This is a genomic window from Alkalicella caledoniensis, from assembly GCF_014467015.1.
GTDB classification, from domain to species: domain Bacteria; phylum Bacillota; class Proteinivoracia; order Proteinivoracales; family Proteinivoracaceae; genus Alkalicella; species Alkalicella caledoniensis.
The window spans coordinates 1556921-1573785 of the sequence record NZ_CP058559.1 but is presented as its reverse complement, the minus strand read 5'-3'; the positions used below and the strand labels follow the sequence as shown (position 1 = coordinate 1573785).

Here is a 16865-nt window from a genome sequence, read left to right as displayed (position 1 = left end):
ATTATTTTTGAGGAAAATTGTGGGGAATGCAAGGGCTTTTCTATCTATTGTATTGATAATTAGTATAGGAATTGGATTTTATATTACCTTGAAATCCTTTGCGTACAATCTAGAAAATATTACTGAAAATTATATCAATGTACATGGTTTAGCAGATTACACTATATACGGTAGCGCTTTTAATGAGGATGATGTAGATATTTTGAAGGAAATGGCCCATATTAAAGAAGTAGCTCCTAGAGTTACAATTGATACTAGATATAATGATTCGCAATTGAGGATTATGTCTTTACCCCTTACTGAAGAGCCTATCAATGTTCCCTTTTATTATGATGGTAGAAGTCCAGAGAATGGAGAACTTGCAATATGTAGAAAATATGCAAAAGAACATGAACTTAATTTAGGGGATGAGATTATAGTACAATTTCCAGATAGTACTATTTCACTAATAATATCGGGAATTATAGCTAGCCCTGAGTATATCTATCTAAGTCAAAGTTCCAGTGTTCCCCTGGCTAGTTCATCTGATTTCGGAATTGGATATGTACATGGGCAGACGTTATTAAGAGAGGATATACAATACAATGAGATCATTATGCTGTTTGATGGTGATGTGGATAGAGGTAATGTAATTAGAGATATACACAGCACCCTACAACCAGGAAAAATTCAAAATGCCATAACAAAGGATAATCAGATTAGCTATAGTAGCTATGCTGCGGATATAGATCAGATTAACTCTATGGCTTATGTATTTCCTATGGTGTTTTTGCTAATTGGATCTACAATGATCTATGTGTTACAAAAGAGAAATGTTGTACAGGAGAGAAAGCAAATTGGGATACAAAAAGCTCTTGGGTATGGTGATTATCATGTACTACAATCCTTTTTAAAATACGGGCTGTTACTAAGTGTCTTAGGAAGTATATTGGGTATTGGATTATATAATATATTTGGTCAATTTATACTAACAGCTTTTCAGCAAATGCTGGAGATACCAGGCTTAGAGCTTGAGCTAGTAACTGACTATTGGTTAATTGGGTCTTTAGTGGCCCTAGTAGTCACCGCTTTTTCCAATATTATTGCTGTAAAGCAAATAACAAAAATTAACCCTGCAGAAGCAATGCATGCTGAAAAGCCTAAAGATGGTAAAATGTCACTTCTTGAAAAAATCCCAGGTGTTTGGAATAAGCTTTCCTTTAATAGTAGGTATGCCTTGAAAACTGCATTAAGAAATAAGGGGAGGTTTATAGCTGTAATATTAGGAATGGTAGCAACACTATCCCTAACTTTATTTTCTTTAGGGTTTGGTGATTCCTTAGAGCATCTAGTGGATAGACATTATACTCAGGTGGTGAACTATGACCTACTAGTAGAAGTGGAACCTAGACTGATAGGAGAAGAATCTTTATTAAAGGGAATGGACATTGTTTCTGCTTACCATACTGCCCTTTTAGCACCAATGAAAATATCAAAAGGTGAGATGGAGGCAGATATTTCCATACTGGTTAGTAAAAGGGATTTTAATGCCTTGAAGCTAGAAGATAACAAGGGAAATAAAATTCACTTAGATGATAGTGGGGCTATTCTACCTTTGTATTATGCTGAAAGACTTAATGTTAAAATTGGCGATTCTATTAAAGTTGCCACACTAGACGGACAGAGTACCTTTGAAGTGGAAATTTCCAATATTAGTGATCAAGGAACATCTTTTTATGTGTATTTAACCTATGAATACTTGAACAGCAAGATTTCTGACGACTTATCCTTCTATAATGTCTTATTTGTAACTACAGAAGGGGGATACAATAACGCTTCTGAAGAAATACGAGGTCTAGAAAAAGTTAAATCTGTCGCTTCCGCAGAAAGTGAAAAAAATACGCTTTTGCAACTTATGAGTCTAATTGATATATTAGTCTTAGTTCTGGTTTGTTTTGCCATAGTACTAGGGATTACGGTCCTCTATTCAGTAAGCGCCATCAACTTAACTGCAAGAACTTATGAGTTTAATTTGCTTAGTGTGATGGGATATAGTACATCTAATATTATGCTTGCATATATAAAGGAAACAATCTTGCAGTTACTAATATCTATTCCCTTTGGTTTTATAGGTGGCATGTTTATCCTTTCAGCCATAAAAGAAGAATTTTCTAATGAGTTTTTTGTAATGAAGGAGCATATTTATCCCTCGAGCTATTTCTACTCATTGATGATTTTAATACTTGTTATAGTTATAACTAAGCTATTAGCTATAAGGTATATCAAAAAACTTGATATAGTGCAAGGTCTTAAAGCTAGGGAAGAATAGGTAATTAAAGGAGTGTAAAGTAAAAAGCGCCCAAGTCAAGGGCGCTTTTGTGTAATACTCTTTAAGAAATAAGTTTTATGCTCCACCTGTGCGGCGATGCATTGTGGACTTTTTAGTTTGTTGACTTTTCATTTTCTTATTACCTTGATGATTGTTTGTTGAAGACACACCTTTTCCTTGTTGTTGCTTTTGGGCTTCTAGCTTCTGTTTCATAGCTTCTGCTAAACTCATTTTCTTTCTCTCTTGGGGTTGTTCACCCTGTTGATTTTTCTCTGTATCAGACATTTTTATTTATTCTCCTTTTAGTAAAACAAATTTAAATTCACGTTAATATTATATTCCATTGAACCAGATAAAACAATTAGCATTTGTTAAATAACTATGATGTCTTACAAAGGCTAACATTTAGGGTGACTTTTTAATTATTATTACAGATAATCACTAGTAGTAAAATATTAACAAATAATTAAATAAGTTAAATAGAATTGTGTATATGCTAAATACCATATATACTGGAATTATATTGTAGTTGAAGGGAGTGAGTGGCATGAAACGCCAAGATTATCAAATTATAGCTAAGGTGATTTTACAATAAACTTATAGCGGCAGATGGTTAGCATCTGCAAAAATCAGGGGTTACGCTCATTTCAAGCAAAGTTGTGGGGTTTTTTGTCATACAACTTAACTCATTCAAAAAACTAGACCGCAGGCCTATCCTTGTGGTCTTTTTGTGTGCAAAAATAGATATAATGGAGGATATTATGACTAATAATCAATTACAAAAAATAGGGTGGAATGAATTTTTCAAGGATAATATGGCCGTCAAACTAGAAAATACCTTCCCCGCTAGGGTAATAGCTCAAAAAGGAGATGTGTATACCTTGCTTTCTGAACAAGGGGAGCATAATGCTAAGGTAACTGGTAAATTCCGATTCAACACAAAGCAGGTAAAGGACTTCCCAGTGGTGGGGGATTTTGTTATTGTAGGGAAAGCCAAGGGCAGTGATAACATTCAAATTCATGAATTGTTAGATAGAAAAAACTCTTTCTCAAGGAAAATGCCCATATCAGGGGGCAGGAAACTTAAGGATAATATGATAGATGGAGGAGTAACTGAAGAACAGGTAATAGCAGCTAACCTAGATGTCATTTTTGTTATATGTGGCCTAGACGGGAATTTCAGTATTCCTAGACTTGAAAGATACCTAGCCCTTATACGACATCAAAACCTTAATGTGGCTATTTTGCTAAATAAATTAGATTTATGTGAGAACATGGAAGAAAAAATAAATGAGGTAAGTAAGATTGCTGGCAACGCCCCTGTTTTGGCAGTAAGTGCGTTGACCAAACAAGGAATTGGCCAATTGAGTGAATATATAACCTGTGGAAAAACAATAGCCTTTGTGGGATCCTCAGGAGTAGGTAAATCCACACTACTAAATTCATTGTTCGAAGATCAGGTTCAAATAACAAATACAACCAGTGACCATTCTGGTAAAGGGAAACATACCACAACCCATAGACAGATGTTTTTTCACCAAACTGGATGCATGATTATTGATACACCTGGGATGAAAGAATTGCAGCTGTGGGCAGATGAAGAGGATATTAGTACCGTGTATCAAGCGGTTATTGATACTATAGCTAGGTGCAAATTCTCAAACTGTACACATGATGGAGAACCAGGATGTGCAATAAAAGATGCTTTAGATAGCGGAGAATTGTCTGAACAAAGATATATCCGTTATAAGAAGTCCCTCAAAGAGGTTCGTCGCTTAGAAGAGAGAAAAAGAGAGTATAAAAATAAGAAGATGAAACGAGGCAGGTAGGTATGATGAAATTATTAGATAGTCGGACTTAACATAGATGATAGTGGGAAAATAATCGTATATTTTATAAGAAAATAACGGAGAGTCAGAAAGATCTCCGTTATTTTCTTAATGTATCTATAAAGTTTAAAAAAATGGTACGAATATATTGACCATGCAATACTTGCATGATACAATAAAATTAAGGAGGGATATTATGGAACTAAAACCCGATTGCTGTATTGATGAAGTTGGGAAAATGGTGCAACATCTTGTGAGGGTTATGCAGTTATTTGAAAGGGATCAGATAAAACCCCATGGGTTTACATCATCACAAAGCTACATCTTGATTGAACTTAAAAAATCCAAACAGTTAACAATGAATGAACTTAGTGAAAAAATGAATGTCACAACAAGTACAATGACAAGACTTATTAACAATCTCGTAAGGGATAAATATGTTGAGAGATATAAAGATGAAGATGATAGAAGAATAGTGTTAGTTAGACTTACCCAAGGTGGAATCGAGGTAGCAGAAAAACTAGAATTAGCCATATCAGATTATTATAGAAGGATAGTTGATAGTCTGCCAGAGGGCCAGATTGATGATGTTCTTAGATCTGTTTCACTATTGATAAAAGCCTTTGATAAGGTTAATCCTAATTGTTGCTAAGGTATAGACTTAGGTAGGAAGTCATGGCTAAACTGTTAACAATCGCTGTTTAGTCATGATAATTTTACAATTAGCTGGAGGAATTTCAAATTAGAGAAAAGAAAGATTTGTTGCAGCACAGTAAAATTTTAAAGGTAGCTGTAGCCAAGTAAAACAGAAGAATATAATTGGGGGGTAAGTGACTTTTTATTTTTTATATTACTTGTATAATACAAGAGTTGATAATTGCAAATAAATTAAGGAGTGAGATTTATGTTAGAAGATTTGAAGTATATTATAGATTTTATGTATACTAACGTAAAAGGAATGCTAATATTTTTTAGTTTTGGTATAGGTATAGCTGCAGCTATAAAAACATTTAAGCTAGATAGGTTTTTAGGTAGATCCTTAGAAAATAAGAAATACACAGCTATACCAATTGCCACCGCAGCAGGCTCTTTCAGTCCACTTTGCTCCTGTGGCGTTATTCCTGCCATAGCTGCACTTTTAGCATCGGGTATTCCTTTAGCACCAATAATGGCTTTTTGGATAGCATCACCACTGATGAATCCTGAAACCTTTGTGTTAACCTATGGTGTGCTAGGAGAAGGACTGGCTATTGCTAGGTTGTTAACTACTATATCCTTAGGACTGGTAGCTGGATATCTAACATTATACCTTTCTAACAAAGGATATTTGGATAATCAAATATTAAAGGACTTTGGGAACAATCAAACTGCTGCAACAGAGGACCTAATTGAAGAAAATCTTACCAAAGGGCAGCTATTAACAGTGAGAGGATTCCAATTTTTAATAAACTTTAAAGATATGGCTATATTTGTTGGAAAGTACATGCTCGTAGCTTTCTTATTAGAGGCTTTAATTGTGAGATATGTGTCAATGGATTGGGTAGGAAGTCTATTAGGAAGAAATAACCCCTTTGGACCAATTATCGCTGCACTGATAGGTGTACCTGCGTATACAAGTAGTATTTCTGCGATACCACTTATCAGAGGGTTTATGGAACTGGGGATGGATAAGGGAACGGCCCTAGCCTTTATGATTGGAGGTGCAGCTACATCAATCCCTGCAATGGTGGCGGTGTTTTCAATAGTAAAAAGAAAAACATTTATTCTTTATGTTACTGTTAGTATGGTAGGTGCTATTGTTGCAGGGTATATCTACAGACTATTTTAAAGAAATATATTTTATGGGTGTTGACATTGACGTTGCGTAAAGGTGTAACATGTACTTGTGAGGAGGTTACAAGATGGAATATACAGTTCAAAAACTAGGGAAACTTGCAGGTATTAGCTCTAGGACACTAAGGTATTATGATGAGATAGGGATTCTTAAGCCCGCAAGAATCAATTCTTCAGGGTATAGGATCTATGGTCAAAATGAAGTAGATAGATTACAGCAGATTCTTTTTTATCGGGAACTGGACATGAGCCTAGAGCAAATAAAGGAGATTATGGAATCTCCTTCATTTGACTCATACAAGGCTTTAATAGACCATCGGGAAAAACTCCTTAGGAAGAAAAAACAGCTTGTGCTGTTAATTGATAATGTTGATAAAACCATAGCAAGTACAAAAGGGGGAACATATATGTCAAATAAAGAGAAGTTTCAAGGGTTTAAAGAAAAGATGATTGATAAAAATGAAAAGGAATACGGTAAAGAGATTAGAGAAAAATATGGTAATGAAGTTGTAGAAAAGTCTAATAACAAAGTAAAGAACATGACAGAGGAGGAACATGAAGAAATAACAAAGCTAGCTGAGGAGATCATTGAGACATTGTATCTAGCTATGGAGACAAAGGATCCGTCAAGTGAAATAGCACAGAGGGTTGCTCATTTACACAAAAAGTGGCTTACTTTTTACTGGAGTGATTATAATAAAGAGGCACATATTGGACTTGCGCAAATGTATGTGGACGACGAGAGGTTTAGAGCCTACTATGACGGAAGAAAACCAGGAGCAGCAGAATTTTTACGAGATGCTATACTCGTATATACTAAATAAATATTTAATATTACACTAGCTACCCCAAAAGGGTAGCTAGTGTAATATTAATTTAACACTCCTTGTGAATGTGAACACATTGACAAGGAGTGTGTGGGAATATATAATATTCTTAGGAAAACCCTATTTTCCCCAGTTTTGAGGCAGTTTATACGTTTTGTAATACTGTTAACAACAGAAAATTCAATAAATTATGCATTTAGTTATTAAAGTGCTAAAGAAAAGGTTTAGAACACTAAAATGAGAGGATGTATGGGGATGGAGATGTTAAGACTCACAATTGATGGTAATGTTGTAGAAGCAACTGAAGGGGAAACAATATTAATAGCAGCAAAAAGGGCAGGAATCGATATTCCAACTCTATGTTTTTTAAAAGAAACAAATGAAATAGGAGCATGTAGGATATGCCTAGTTGAAATCGAAGGACAGAGAAATCTGCAGCCTGCATGTGTTTACCCAGTGGCTCAAGGACTGGTTGTACGCACTAATAGCAAAACCTTAAGAAATGTTAGAAAGAGTACTTTGAAACTACTTCTTTCTAATCACAATAGAGAGTGCTTAACTTGCTTTAGAAATAAAAGCTGTGAGCTTCAATCATTAGCAGAAGAACTAAATATTGATGATGTACCGTTTAAATTCAATAGAGAAAATATTACTTATGATGATGCTTCTGTGGCTATAGTAAGAGACTCTAGTAAATGTATTCTATGTGGAAGATGTATAGCCACATGTAGAGATATACAGAAAATAGGTATTCTAGACTTTACACATAGAGGCATAGATACAGAGGTTACACCAGCCTTTAATAGAAGTATGGATAAAACAGCTTGTGTTAACTGTGGGCAGTGTATAATGGCTTGTCCTGTGGCAGCTTTGAAAGAAAAAGAGGATATAGAAAAGGTCTGGGATGCACTTGAGGATAATGATATACATGTTGTTGTTCAGGCTGCACCAGCCATTAGGACAGCTTTAGGTGAGGAATTTGGGCTACCCATAGGCACTAGGGTGACGGGGAAAATGGTTTCAGCTCTAAAAAGGCTCGGTTTTTCAAAGGTTTTTGATACAAGCTTCGCAGCTGACTTAACTATAATGGAAGAAGGATATGAATTACTTAACCGTCTAGAAAATGGCGGTAGGCTCCCTATGATTACATCATGTTCACCAGGCTGGGTAAGTTATTGTGAATTTAACCATCCCGATTTTATTGAAAATCTATCTACATGTAAGTCGCCCCACCAAATGTTTGGTGCCATAGTTAAGTCTTATTATGCAGAAAAAAATCAAATAGATCCAAAGAAAATATTTGTTGTATCTGTAATGCCATGTATTGCAAAAAAGGCTGAGTCAGCCAGAGAAGAAAATCAGGTCAATGGTTTAAGGGATGTTGATGCTGTAATAACCACAAGGGAACTTGGAAAAATGATCAGACAAGCTGGAATTGATTTTAATAAACTGGGGGACAGCGAGTTTGATAGCCCATTAGGAGAATATACAGGGGCAGCAGCAATTTTTGGAGCTACTGGTGGAGTAATGGAAGCTACTTTAAGAACCCTCGTAGACTTGGTTGAAGGTAAGGATATGGATAAGATTGAATATAATCAGGTAAGAGGCGTAAAGGGAATTAAAGAAGGGAAAATTTCTTTAAAGGGTAATGAGTTGAATTTTGCTGTTGTCCATGGAACAGCCATGGCAAATGAAGTGTTAAGTCAGATTAAAGATGGTGAAAAAAAATATCATTTTATCGAAATCATGGGATGTAGCGGTGGCTGTGTGACAGGTGGAGGACAGCCCCATGTTTCAGCAAAAAAGAAGCTTGAGTTGGATGTACGGGTAGAGAGAGCGAAGGTATTATATCAAGAGGATGCTTTAAAAGAAGTACGTAAATCATACCAAAATCCATTTATTAAGAAACTTTACGAAGAATTCTTAGGTCAACCCAATAGTATAAAATCACATCAATTACTTCACACTCACTATAGCGTTAGAGACAAATATTTCTTAAGTGATGAAGATACATTAAAAGAGGTAGCAATAGCTGATGAAGTAAATCATAGTTAAAGGAGGATGAATAAAGATGATAAAAACAGCAGTTAAACAACTAAACGTTAGTTATTTAACTAAAACAGGTGTTTTACTGGCATTAGCATTAACATTTCAAATAGGTTTTAGTACTTTTGCACAGCCTGCAGTTGGTCCATTGGTTAATATGACCCTATTTATAGCAGCTATTTATGTAGGACCTATTTCAGCAGCATTAATTGGGACATTAACCCCCCTTTCAGCATTTTTGTTAGGTATTATGCCCCTATTTCCCATAGTATCATTTATAATGATAGCCAATGTTACTTTAGTTATCTTGTTTACCTTTGTAAGAGAAATAAACGGTAAGTATGGTGATGTTTTAGGAGTAATAGCAGGTGCTGCAGGAAAATTTTTGTTCTTATCTATATCTGTTAGGTATATTGCCAGCTATTTTTTACCTCAAGTTCCACCAAAGATAGTTGAAATGATGACGTTTCCACAACTGTATACAGCTCTTATTGGTGGTTTCATAGCCCTTTTAGTGTCCAAAAAGCTTATTAAATACAATAAATAAAACCAGTTCAAATAAAAATAGGAATCTACTAAACGTAGGTTCCTATTTTTTAATCTTTGAATAACTGCTAAATGATGATTACAATGAAGGAAATCCTAAAATCCCTCTAGTACTTTACCATAATAATCGTGATCAAGGATTTGCGTTGAGAAATAAAATTTGTTATTCACTATTCTAGATATTTTATCTATATAATCCTTGTTAACATTCATACCGGTATTTGGAATAAATTCTCCCGTTATTGCATTATATCTTCCTTTATCAGTGATGAAGCTATGATCTCGGAAGATAACTAAGGGATCTGAATCTGAAAAGATATCCCTTCCCATTAAAAGTCTTGAGTCATACTCTAACCCTAATAGGTTAGACAGTGTGGGCACTATATCTAAGCTTGATGAGGGTGTGCTTATGGTTTTAGGTTCCATCCCCTTTGTATAAACTATAAATGTACTTTTGTACAAGTCAAAATGTTTTTCAATCTCATAACCAGAGAGTTCATCAATTACCTCATCATCTAATCCATAAGGATAGTGGTCAGAGCTTAGGGCAATTAGTGTTTTATCTGCTATGCCAGCTTCGTCAAGCTTAGCTAGCAAATACTCCAAAGCTCTATCTAACTCAATTTGTGTAGCTAGGTATGCCTGTGCCTGTGTGGAATATGGTAGGTCATTGACAAAGTGCCTATTTTTATTGGCCATGGAGTTTCCGTAGAAATTATATTGAAGGTGACCACTGACAGTCATATAGTAAGCGTGGAATGGTTCATTGTTAATGTATTCAGATACTGTTTTTTCCATCATTTCTAAGTCTGAAGCAGGCCATACCTTTTTAACATCTAGACCATTACCAATTCCTTTATATTCGTAACCCATGTTGGGGTGGGATAGGTCCCTTCGATAATAATTGTAAGTGTGGTTGTGGTAAGCCACAGTTTTATAACCTAAATCTCTAAACTGTTTACCCATTACAAAAGGGAGGTTATTATTCCTAGAATGATAAAAACTCCAAACGCCACTTTTGGGAATAAGCCCAGTCAATGCAACATACTCCCCGTCAGTTGTACTAACATCCCATAAGGGAACATAAAAATTTGTAAAATTATAGCCCTGATGCACCATCTTATAAAGGGTAGGAGTAATTTCTTTGTGAACAGCATAAGGGGCAAAAGATTCGGCAGTTAAAAGTATTAGATTGTAGCCTTCAAATTTACCTGTGTAGTCATTTTTAGCAGAAGGTTGTACATGCTTAAAATACTCATGCATTTTTCTAATGGTGTCTTCTTCTTCCCCTAAGATAAGCTTATCAAAATCAATATCCAGTACATTATAACCGATTTCTGTTTCGTCGCCATCAGGGCTAATGGGTTCTGGTTCTGGCATATATACGTCTAATACTGGAGACCACCCTGTAACTGTTCTTTGAAAATCTATGCGCATGCTAGTAATTAAGCCCAACTTTTGTACAGAGACCAAAGGGTTACTGTTTTTAAAATACAAGTCATAGGCTGAGTTAGTTCCATGCCCACTTAAATAAACTACACCAATCCCCCCTAGCTGGAAAAGGATAATATAAAATACCAGGTAAAATGAAAGTAGCCCTAGTGTATAACCTTTAACCTTAACAAAAATTTTGTATTTCTTAGATACAAAGATTGCTAATAATGCAGGGAGTAATAATAAAAAAATCCAATGGATGTTACTCAGAGATACATCTAAGGCATCCCTCCAAAAAACCACAGCTTGACCTGCATTTCCCGCAGAATATATATTGTAGTAAGTCCTGAAAATGTTGAAATAAATTAGTTGAGTGGAATATATAAAACCTGATATAGCTAGCAGTAGGGTAGAAAAAAATAATATAAACTTATCTTTAAAAAAATTACATAGCTGAAAGAATACAAGGGATACAGGAATTGAAAATAAACATGAAATAATAAAGCCCATGGAAAAGACATCTCCTGAAGTGGTAGACCTTAGAATTAATTCCATGAAGACTAAAGAAATATTAAAGTAAAAAAATAGATAAAGGTGTTTTGTAAACTTTGACATTTAATCACTCCCTAGTGAAAAAATATATATAATAATTTGACTTTAGTTAACGAAAAAAGTTCCTGAAACCTTATTTAACTTTTCTTACAAAAATTAAGGTCTACTTTCAGCCATTTATGATAACAATATATAATGTAATTTCCGTAAGGAGTGTGATTATTTGAATGAAATACCAATAGCTCATTTATTCTTATTTACTATCTTGATACTTTTATCTGCCTATTTTTCTGTTACGGAAACTTCTTTTTCCAGTGTGAATAAAATAAGGTTAAAAAATTCTGGAGAAAAAGGGAACAAAGGGGCTAAAAAAGCTTTGGGTATAGCTGAAAATTTTGACGAGGCTTTATCCACTATATTAGTGGGAAATAACCTTGCGAATATAGCAGCAGCGACCCTATCAGCCCAAATATCCACAGATATTTGGGGCCCAAAGCTAGGAGTAATAATATCAACAGTTGGGGTAACCATACTAGTACTAGTAATTGGGGATATCCTACCCAAATCCCTAGCAAAGGAAAATGCCGAATTTTGTTCAATTAAAACAGCAGGATCCTTAGCTTTGCTCATGAGAATATGTAAGCCAGTCACATGGATATTTATTAAAATTCGTGTGATAGCATCTAAACTTATTAGAAGTAAACCAAATAACGAGTCTTTGACAGAGGAAGAAATCAAGGTAATGGTTGAAATAAGTGAACAAGAGGGTGTTATAAAAAAACAAGACAAAGAGCTTGTTCATAGGTCATTAGAGCTAAATGACCTAGTAGCAGGGGATATAATAATACCTCGCAAAGACATTATTGCAGCTGATGTGAATACTAATTTTGATGAGATAACAGACATTTTTTTTAGAGAAAATCATCCCCGTATACCAGTTTATGAGGATAATATTGATAACATTATAGGAATTTTATCTGCTAGGGTATTTTATGCAAATTTAATAAAGAAAGAGCACCATAGCATACGCCCATTGCTTAGGGAACCATTTTATCTGCCAGAATCAGAGAAAGTATCAGAGATGCTCCCAAAACTCCAACGACATAAAAAGCATATGGCCATTGTGACAGATGAATATGGGCAAACAGCTGGAATTATCACATTAGATGATATACTTGAAAAAATAGTTGGGAAAATATGGGATGATGAAAATGGAGTTTCTCTACAAGAAAGGACACCAAATCAATTTGTCAAAGCTGATTATCCACTAGTGAGTTTTGTAAAAGATTATGACTTAATAAAACCTAGTACGAAATATCATACTCTAGGTGGTTGGCTAACAGAGATGTTTGGTAAAGTACCAAAAGTGGGTGAAGAATTTAACTATCAGAATATAAAGCTCAAGATTGTTAAAGTAGATAAAAAGGGGATAATAAGCATAGAAATATTAAAAAAAACAGGTCAGAATAACTCTAAAAGTTGAGTTACTCTGACCTGACTCTGTTATAAATGTCAAGAAAATGCTCCTTGGTTTCTTCAGAGTACTCAACTTCATAAACTCTAAATCTTGCCTTTGGAATCATTAGATGAGTAGAAATATACTTATTAGGATAGATTCTAACTTTTAAAGGTCCTAGCCTAATGTCATCTACAGACCTAATGGGAAAATATAGTTCCACTGGTTCGCCCTCTCGAAGCCTTATTCTTTCTTCATTAAGATAATCAAAAAAATTCAAACTCTTTCCCTGAAAATCAGATAAATCGTCAAGGAACAACTCTGCGAAATCCTCTTGCATTTCATGGTACTTAGTCTTTCTTATTCTAGCTAAACTTTGCTCCATATTTTCGAATCTAGATGGGGGATTCTCCTCAGTAATAGAGTACTCAGCTTTTCTTGTAAAAAAATCATACTGGTTCTGATCTAAGGTGTGTGGAGAAAGATTCTGATTGTATTGGTATAAAAACAAAAGCGTGTTGAGAATCATTAAGATAATGCTACCAATTTTAGATTTTCCCCTAAAAGGAGTTGAATCAGCATCTAATTTATTTTTCTTTGGTAGAGTGTTAAAGAATATTAATAATGAAAATCCAAATAAGTAGTATGTCCAATACAAGTTGTAGTTCCTTGTGAAGAAAATAAAGTAACCACCTACACAAATGCCCCCAAAGGACAAATAACGCAAAAAACGTCGAACAATTTCGTTTCTAAAGAAAGCAAAGAAGCTACCCAATACCCTCACCCCTCAAAAATTCTAAAATCTTAATAGTTAGTATATTTATATAATACCAATTCAACAATACAATAAGAATTCCTCCTATTTGGAGTACAGTATTTACAAAACTTGCTAAAAAGTTGATAATATAATAAAGCATTAAAGTAGAAGTAGGAGGGATAACAATGATTAGATTTGGGATTATTGGAACCAACTGGATTACTGAAGAGTTTTTACGTTGCGCAAATTTACATGGGGATTTTAAATTAGAAGCTGTATATTCAAGGACAGATGAAAAAGCTAGGGAATTTGCACTTAAACATAAAGCTACCCATGTGTTTACTGATTTGGAGGAGATGGCTAAAAGTGATGTAATAGATGCTGTATATATAGCTACTCCAAATTCTTTTCATGCTGAGCAGTCGATACTATTTCTAAATAACAAGAAACATGTACTATGTGAGAAGCCCATAGCATCAAATACAACTGAATTGAAAAAAATGATCAGTAGTGCCACTCAAAATAATGTGTTACTTATGGAAGCTATGAAGTCTACTTGCTTGCCTAATTTTAAGGCCATACAGGAGAATTTAGACAAGGCAGGTAAGGTGAGAAGGTATTTCAGTAGCTACTGCCAATACTCATCAAGATATGATTTATATAAAGCAGGTAAAAATCCCAATGCCTTTAATCCTAAGTTTTCTAATGGTTCACTAATGGATATAGGGGTGTATTGTATTTACCCACTTGTGGCATTGTTTGGGGTTCCAGAATCTATAACTGCCAGTGCAACTATCCTTGAGTCTGGTGTGGATGGTGCTGGTAGCATAACAATGCATTACGAGGATATGGATGCAATTATAATTCACGGGAAAATTACTAACTCATATGTTTCTAGCGAAATTCAAGGAGAAGCAGGGAGTATAGTTATTGATAAGATTTCTAGGCCAGGTAGTGTGATGGTGCATTATAAAGACGGTAGTACAGAAAATATTGCTAAAGATAAGAGTGAAGATGCCATGTTCTATGAAGTTGATGAATTTATTAGAACCATAAAAAGTGGCAAAATAGAATCTGGGGTTAATACACACGAATTAGCCTTGCAAGTTATGGGAGTATTAGATGAAGTAAGAAGACTGTCAGGAATTATTTTCCCTGCAGATAGCAAATAGTTAGGAGGGTGGATTTGATTAAAGAAATTATATTTTTAGAAAAGATATTCCATGAGAAACTTTGGGGAGGGAGCAAATTAAGTGATTACTTTGGCTACCAGCTTCAGAGCCATAAAACTGGGGAATGTTGGGCGGTTAGTGCCCACCCCAATGGAGATTGTCCCATATTAAATAATAAATATAAAGGGAAGACCCTAAGTTGGCTTTGGGAAAATGAAAAAGTCATTTTCGGGGATCTTCCAGGAAAGAGGTTCCCTCTTTTAACTAAGCTTATCGATGCCAAGGATGACTTAAGTGTACAAGTACATCCTGATGATAATTATGCCTATAAGTATGAAGATGGTAATCTTGGTAAAACAGAATGCTGGTATATAGTAGACTGTGAACTGGGAGCAGAACTAGTGCTAGGTCATTACGCTAAGGACAAAGAAGAAATGCAGGAAATGATTGAAAAGGGGCTTTGGGATAAACTTCTTAGAAAAGTGCCCATTAAGCCAGGGGATTTTTTTTATATACCTGCAGGTACAATCCATGCCATTGGAAAAGGTACTATGATTCTAGAGACTCAACAATCCAGTGATTTAACATACAGGGTGTATGACTATAATCGTTTAGAAGATGGGAAGTTAAGGAAGCTGCATATTAGCAAAACATTAGATGTTGCAAATGCCCCCCATGAGGACTATCCTTTAAATAAAGTGGTTTCTCATTTAGAACAAGGCGTATTAGAGTCTCTGGTACAAGAACAGTACTTTTCTGTCTATAGGATAAAAACTAGCGGTAAACAAAAGATATGTAACACTGGGAAATTTAAAATCGTAAGTGTTTTAAGTGGCAGTGGTTATCTTGATGTAAATAAGATTGAAAAAGGTGACCATTTTATAATCCCCCATGAATATGGTGACTATGTTATTGAAGGAGATCTAGAACTTATAATCTCCCATGTGTAATAGCCTACCCTTTGGATATTTCAAGTAAAAAATATTTCTTCCACAATTACTCACAATAAGTAAGGGAAAGAAGCAGTATAAATTAACACTAGGAAAAAGCCAGGTTAGCTCATCCATTAGGATAAGCATGACCTGGCTAAATTTTTACTCTTCACCGATAACTGCAGGTTCGGGCATTTCATCAATGTTTTCAGACTCTAAATCATCGTCTGTTATTCTTTCAAGATGAACGATGGAAGCATATGGCTCATCGGTAGCGTCATTTATTTTAATATCATCAGGTAGATTAAAGTGATTTATGGTTATAGTATCGTTTAACTCCTTGTCCGACACATCTATTTCAAGTACATCTGGCATATCAAGCATTTTGCCCAATGCGTCAACTTCTGACTTGTTTATCTGAAGTCTTAGCCCCTTAGAACCTAATTGTTCATGTCCTTTAAAAATAATAGGGATCTGGATGTTTATTTCTTGATCTTTTCCAACTAACTGAACATCAACATGTATGATTTGGTCTTTTGTTATGTGTCGTTGGATTTCTTTTATGAAGCCGAATTTCTTTCCTTCATTACCTTGACTAATCCATACCTTTGCATTTGGTCCACTAGTTGAAATAGCTTGACGAATATCCTTTTCCTCAAATTTCACAGCAGTACTTTCAACATTATGACCATAAACAACACCTTGAATAAACCTGGGATCCCTTAATTTACCCCTAGTTTTTCTAACTTCAGCATTTAATGTTACTTGCCCCATTGTAACTCCTCCTCCTTCGCTTTTAGCGTTATATATTTATATATACTATTCATTTCCTAAAACAATTCATATTTTGATAGATTGTCCAAAACAAAAGGGAAATTAAGAATTGTTACTAATAATTATAGCACATAAAGACTTATCTGAAAAATGGGATAAGTGAGTAAATACAGGCATTTTCATGGCAAAATCCCCCTGTGGTTAAACATTTGCATGGTTTCGCATAATTACTGAGTGAGACTTTGATATATTAGCTCATCCTGCAAAATAAAGCTTAGAGGATAAAAACACAACACAAAAAACCTAAGTATTTAAAAAATACTTAGGTTTTTATAAATCTGTGAAAATCCGTGCAAATCAGTGGCTAAGCCTTTGAATTTGCTGTTGTCTTAAGATCAT

The 16865-nt window shown here is 34.8% G+C and carries 14 protein-coding genes; 10 read left to right on the top strand and 4 right to left on the bottom strand.

Annotated features, from left to right (window positions below; all coding sequences use genetic code 11):
- Window positions 1–7 precede the first annotated feature (7 nt).
- Window positions 8–2308 (top strand): ABC transporter permease, encoded by a 2301-nt coding sequence (locus tag HYG86_RS07645; RefSeq protein WP_213168556.1) that lies wholly within the window; start codon window positions 8–10, stop codon window positions 2306–2308.
- 75 nt (window positions 2309–2383) lie between these two features.
- Here the strand turns inward: HYG86_RS07645 and HYG86_RS07640 are convergent, their stop codons facing one another.
- Complete coding sequence (locus tag HYG86_RS07640; RefSeq protein WP_213168554.1) at window positions 2384–2593, bottom strand: hypothetical protein; 210 nt, start codon at window positions 2591–2593, stop codon at window positions 2384–2386.
- A gap of 476 nt (window positions 2594–3069) precedes the next feature.
- Between HYG86_RS07640 and rsgA the strand changes: the two genes are divergently transcribed.
- The 6 genes from rsgA (at window position 3070) to HYG86_RS07610 (ending at window position 9390) form a co-directional block, all read left to right on the top strand.
- Complete coding sequence (gene rsgA, locus HYG86_RS07635) at window positions 3070–4137, top strand: ribosome small subunit-dependent GTPase A (RefSeq protein ID WP_213168552.1); 1068 nt, start codon at window positions 3070–3072, stop codon at window positions 4135–4137.
- 196 nt (window positions 4138–4333) lie between these two features.
- The gene (locus HYG86_RS07630) at window positions 4334–4789 is read left to right on the top strand and encodes a MarR family winged helix-turn-helix transcriptional regulator (RefSeq protein ID WP_213168550.1); all 456 of its coding nucleotides are present in this window, start codon (window positions 4334–4336) and stop codon (window positions 4787–4789) included.
- A gap of 252 nt (window positions 4790–5041) precedes the next feature.
- Complete coding sequence (locus HYG86_RS07625; protein WP_213168548.1) at window positions 5042–5965, top strand: permease; 924 nt, start codon at window positions 5042–5044, stop codon at window positions 5963–5965.
- 73 nt (window positions 5966–6038) lie between these two features.
- Window positions 6039–6794, top strand: a complete 756-nt coding sequence (locus HYG86_RS07620) for a MerR family transcriptional regulator (protein ID WP_213168546.1) — start codon at window positions 6039–6041, stop codon at window positions 6792–6794.
- 258 nt (window positions 6795–7052) lie between these two features.
- The gene (locus tag HYG86_RS07615; RefSeq protein ID WP_213168544.1) at window positions 7053–8852 is read left to right on the top strand and encodes an NADH-dependent [FeFe] hydrogenase, group A6; all 1800 of its coding nucleotides are present in this window, start codon (window positions 7053–7055) and stop codon (window positions 8850–8852) included.
- A 16-nt stretch (window positions 8853–8868) separates the two neighbouring features.
- Window positions 8869–9390: an ECF transporter S component gene (locus tag HYG86_RS07610; protein WP_213168542.1), complete on the top strand. Its 522-nt coding sequence runs from the start codon at window positions 8869–8871 to the stop codon at window positions 9388–9390.
- A gap of 95 nt (window positions 9391–9485) precedes the next feature.
- Here HYG86_RS07610 and HYG86_RS07605 read toward each other — a convergent pair whose 3' ends face one another.
- Complete coding sequence (locus HYG86_RS07605; protein ID WP_213168540.1) at window positions 9486–11438, bottom strand: LTA synthase family protein; 1953 nt, start codon at window positions 11436–11438, stop codon at window positions 9486–9488.
- Between the two features lie 160 nt (window positions 11439–11598).
- On the opposite strand from HYG86_RS07605, the gene HYG86_RS07600 reads away from it, so the two are divergent.
- The gene (locus tag HYG86_RS07600; RefSeq protein WP_213168538.1) at window positions 11599–12858 is read left to right on the top strand and encodes a hemolysin family protein; all 1260 of its coding nucleotides are present in this window, start codon (window positions 11599–11601) and stop codon (window positions 12856–12858) included.
- A gap of 1 nt (window position 12859) precedes the next feature.
- Here the strand turns inward: HYG86_RS07600 and HYG86_RS07595 are convergent, their stop codons facing one another.
- Window positions 12860–13606, bottom strand: a complete 747-nt coding sequence (locus HYG86_RS07595; protein ID WP_213168536.1) for a hypothetical protein — start codon at window positions 13604–13606, stop codon at window positions 12860–12862.
- 167 nt (window positions 13607–13773) lie between these two features.
- On the opposite strand from HYG86_RS07595, the gene HYG86_RS07590 reads away from it, so the two are divergent.
- Together HYG86_RS07590 and manA are read left to right on the top strand one after the other, a co-directional pair.
- A complete protein-coding gene (locus HYG86_RS07590) occupies window positions 13774–14760 on the top strand; it encodes a Gfo/Idh/MocA family protein (RefSeq protein WP_213168533.1) in 987 nt (328 codons plus the stop codon).
- A gap of 14 nt (window positions 14761–14774) precedes the next feature.
- Entirely contained in the window at window positions 14775–15710 is a 936-nt protein-coding gene (gene manA, locus HYG86_RS07585) for a mannose-6-phosphate isomerase, class I (protein WP_246451919.1), read from the top strand.
- A gap of 144 nt (window positions 15711–15854) precedes the next feature.
- On the opposite strand, the gene HYG86_RS07580 is transcribed toward manA, so the two are convergent.
- Window positions 15855–16466, bottom strand: a complete 612-nt coding sequence (locus tag HYG86_RS07580) for a 50S ribosomal protein L25 (protein ID WP_213168531.1) — start codon at window positions 16464–16466, stop codon at window positions 15855–15857.
- Between the last annotated feature and the right edge of the window lie 399 nt (window positions 16467–16865).

Coding starts and splice junctions, on each gene's coding strand:
- HYG86_RS07640 (WP_213168554.1), bottom strand. CDS start 2,593: ATGTCTGATACAGAGAAAAATCAACAGGGTGAACAACCCCAAGAGAGA.
- HYG86_RS07590 (WP_213168533.1), top strand. CDS start 13,774: ATGATTAGATTTGGGATTATTGGAACCAACTGGATTACTGAAGAGTTT.
- HYG86_RS07625 (WP_213168548.1), top strand. CDS start 5,042: ATGTTAGAAGATTTGAAGTATATTATAGATTTTATGTATACTAACGTA.
- HYG86_RS07615 (WP_213168544.1), top strand. CDS start 7,053: ATGGAGATGTTAAGACTCACAATTGATGGTAATGTTGTAGAAGCAACT.
- HYG86_RS07630 (WP_213168550.1), top strand. CDS start 4,334: ATGGAACTAAAACCCGATTGCTGTATTGATGAAGTTGGGAAAATGGTG.
- HYG86_RS07610 (WP_213168542.1), top strand. CDS start 8,869: ATGATAAAAACAGCAGTTAAACAACTAAACGTTAGTTATTTAACTAAA.
- HYG86_RS07620 (WP_213168546.1), top strand. CDS start 6,039: ATGGAATATACAGTTCAAAAACTAGGGAAACTTGCAGGTATTAGCTCT.
- rsgA (WP_213168552.1), top strand. CDS start 3,070: ATGACTAATAATCAATTACAAAAAATAGGGTGGAATGAATTTTTCAAG.
- HYG86_RS07580 (WP_213168531.1), bottom strand. CDS start 16,466: ATGGGGCAAGTAACATTAAATGCTGAAGTTAGAAAAACTAGGGGTAAA.
- HYG86_RS07605 (WP_213168540.1), bottom strand. CDS start 11,438: ATGTCAAAGTTTACAAAACACCTTTATCTATTTTTTTACTTTAATATT.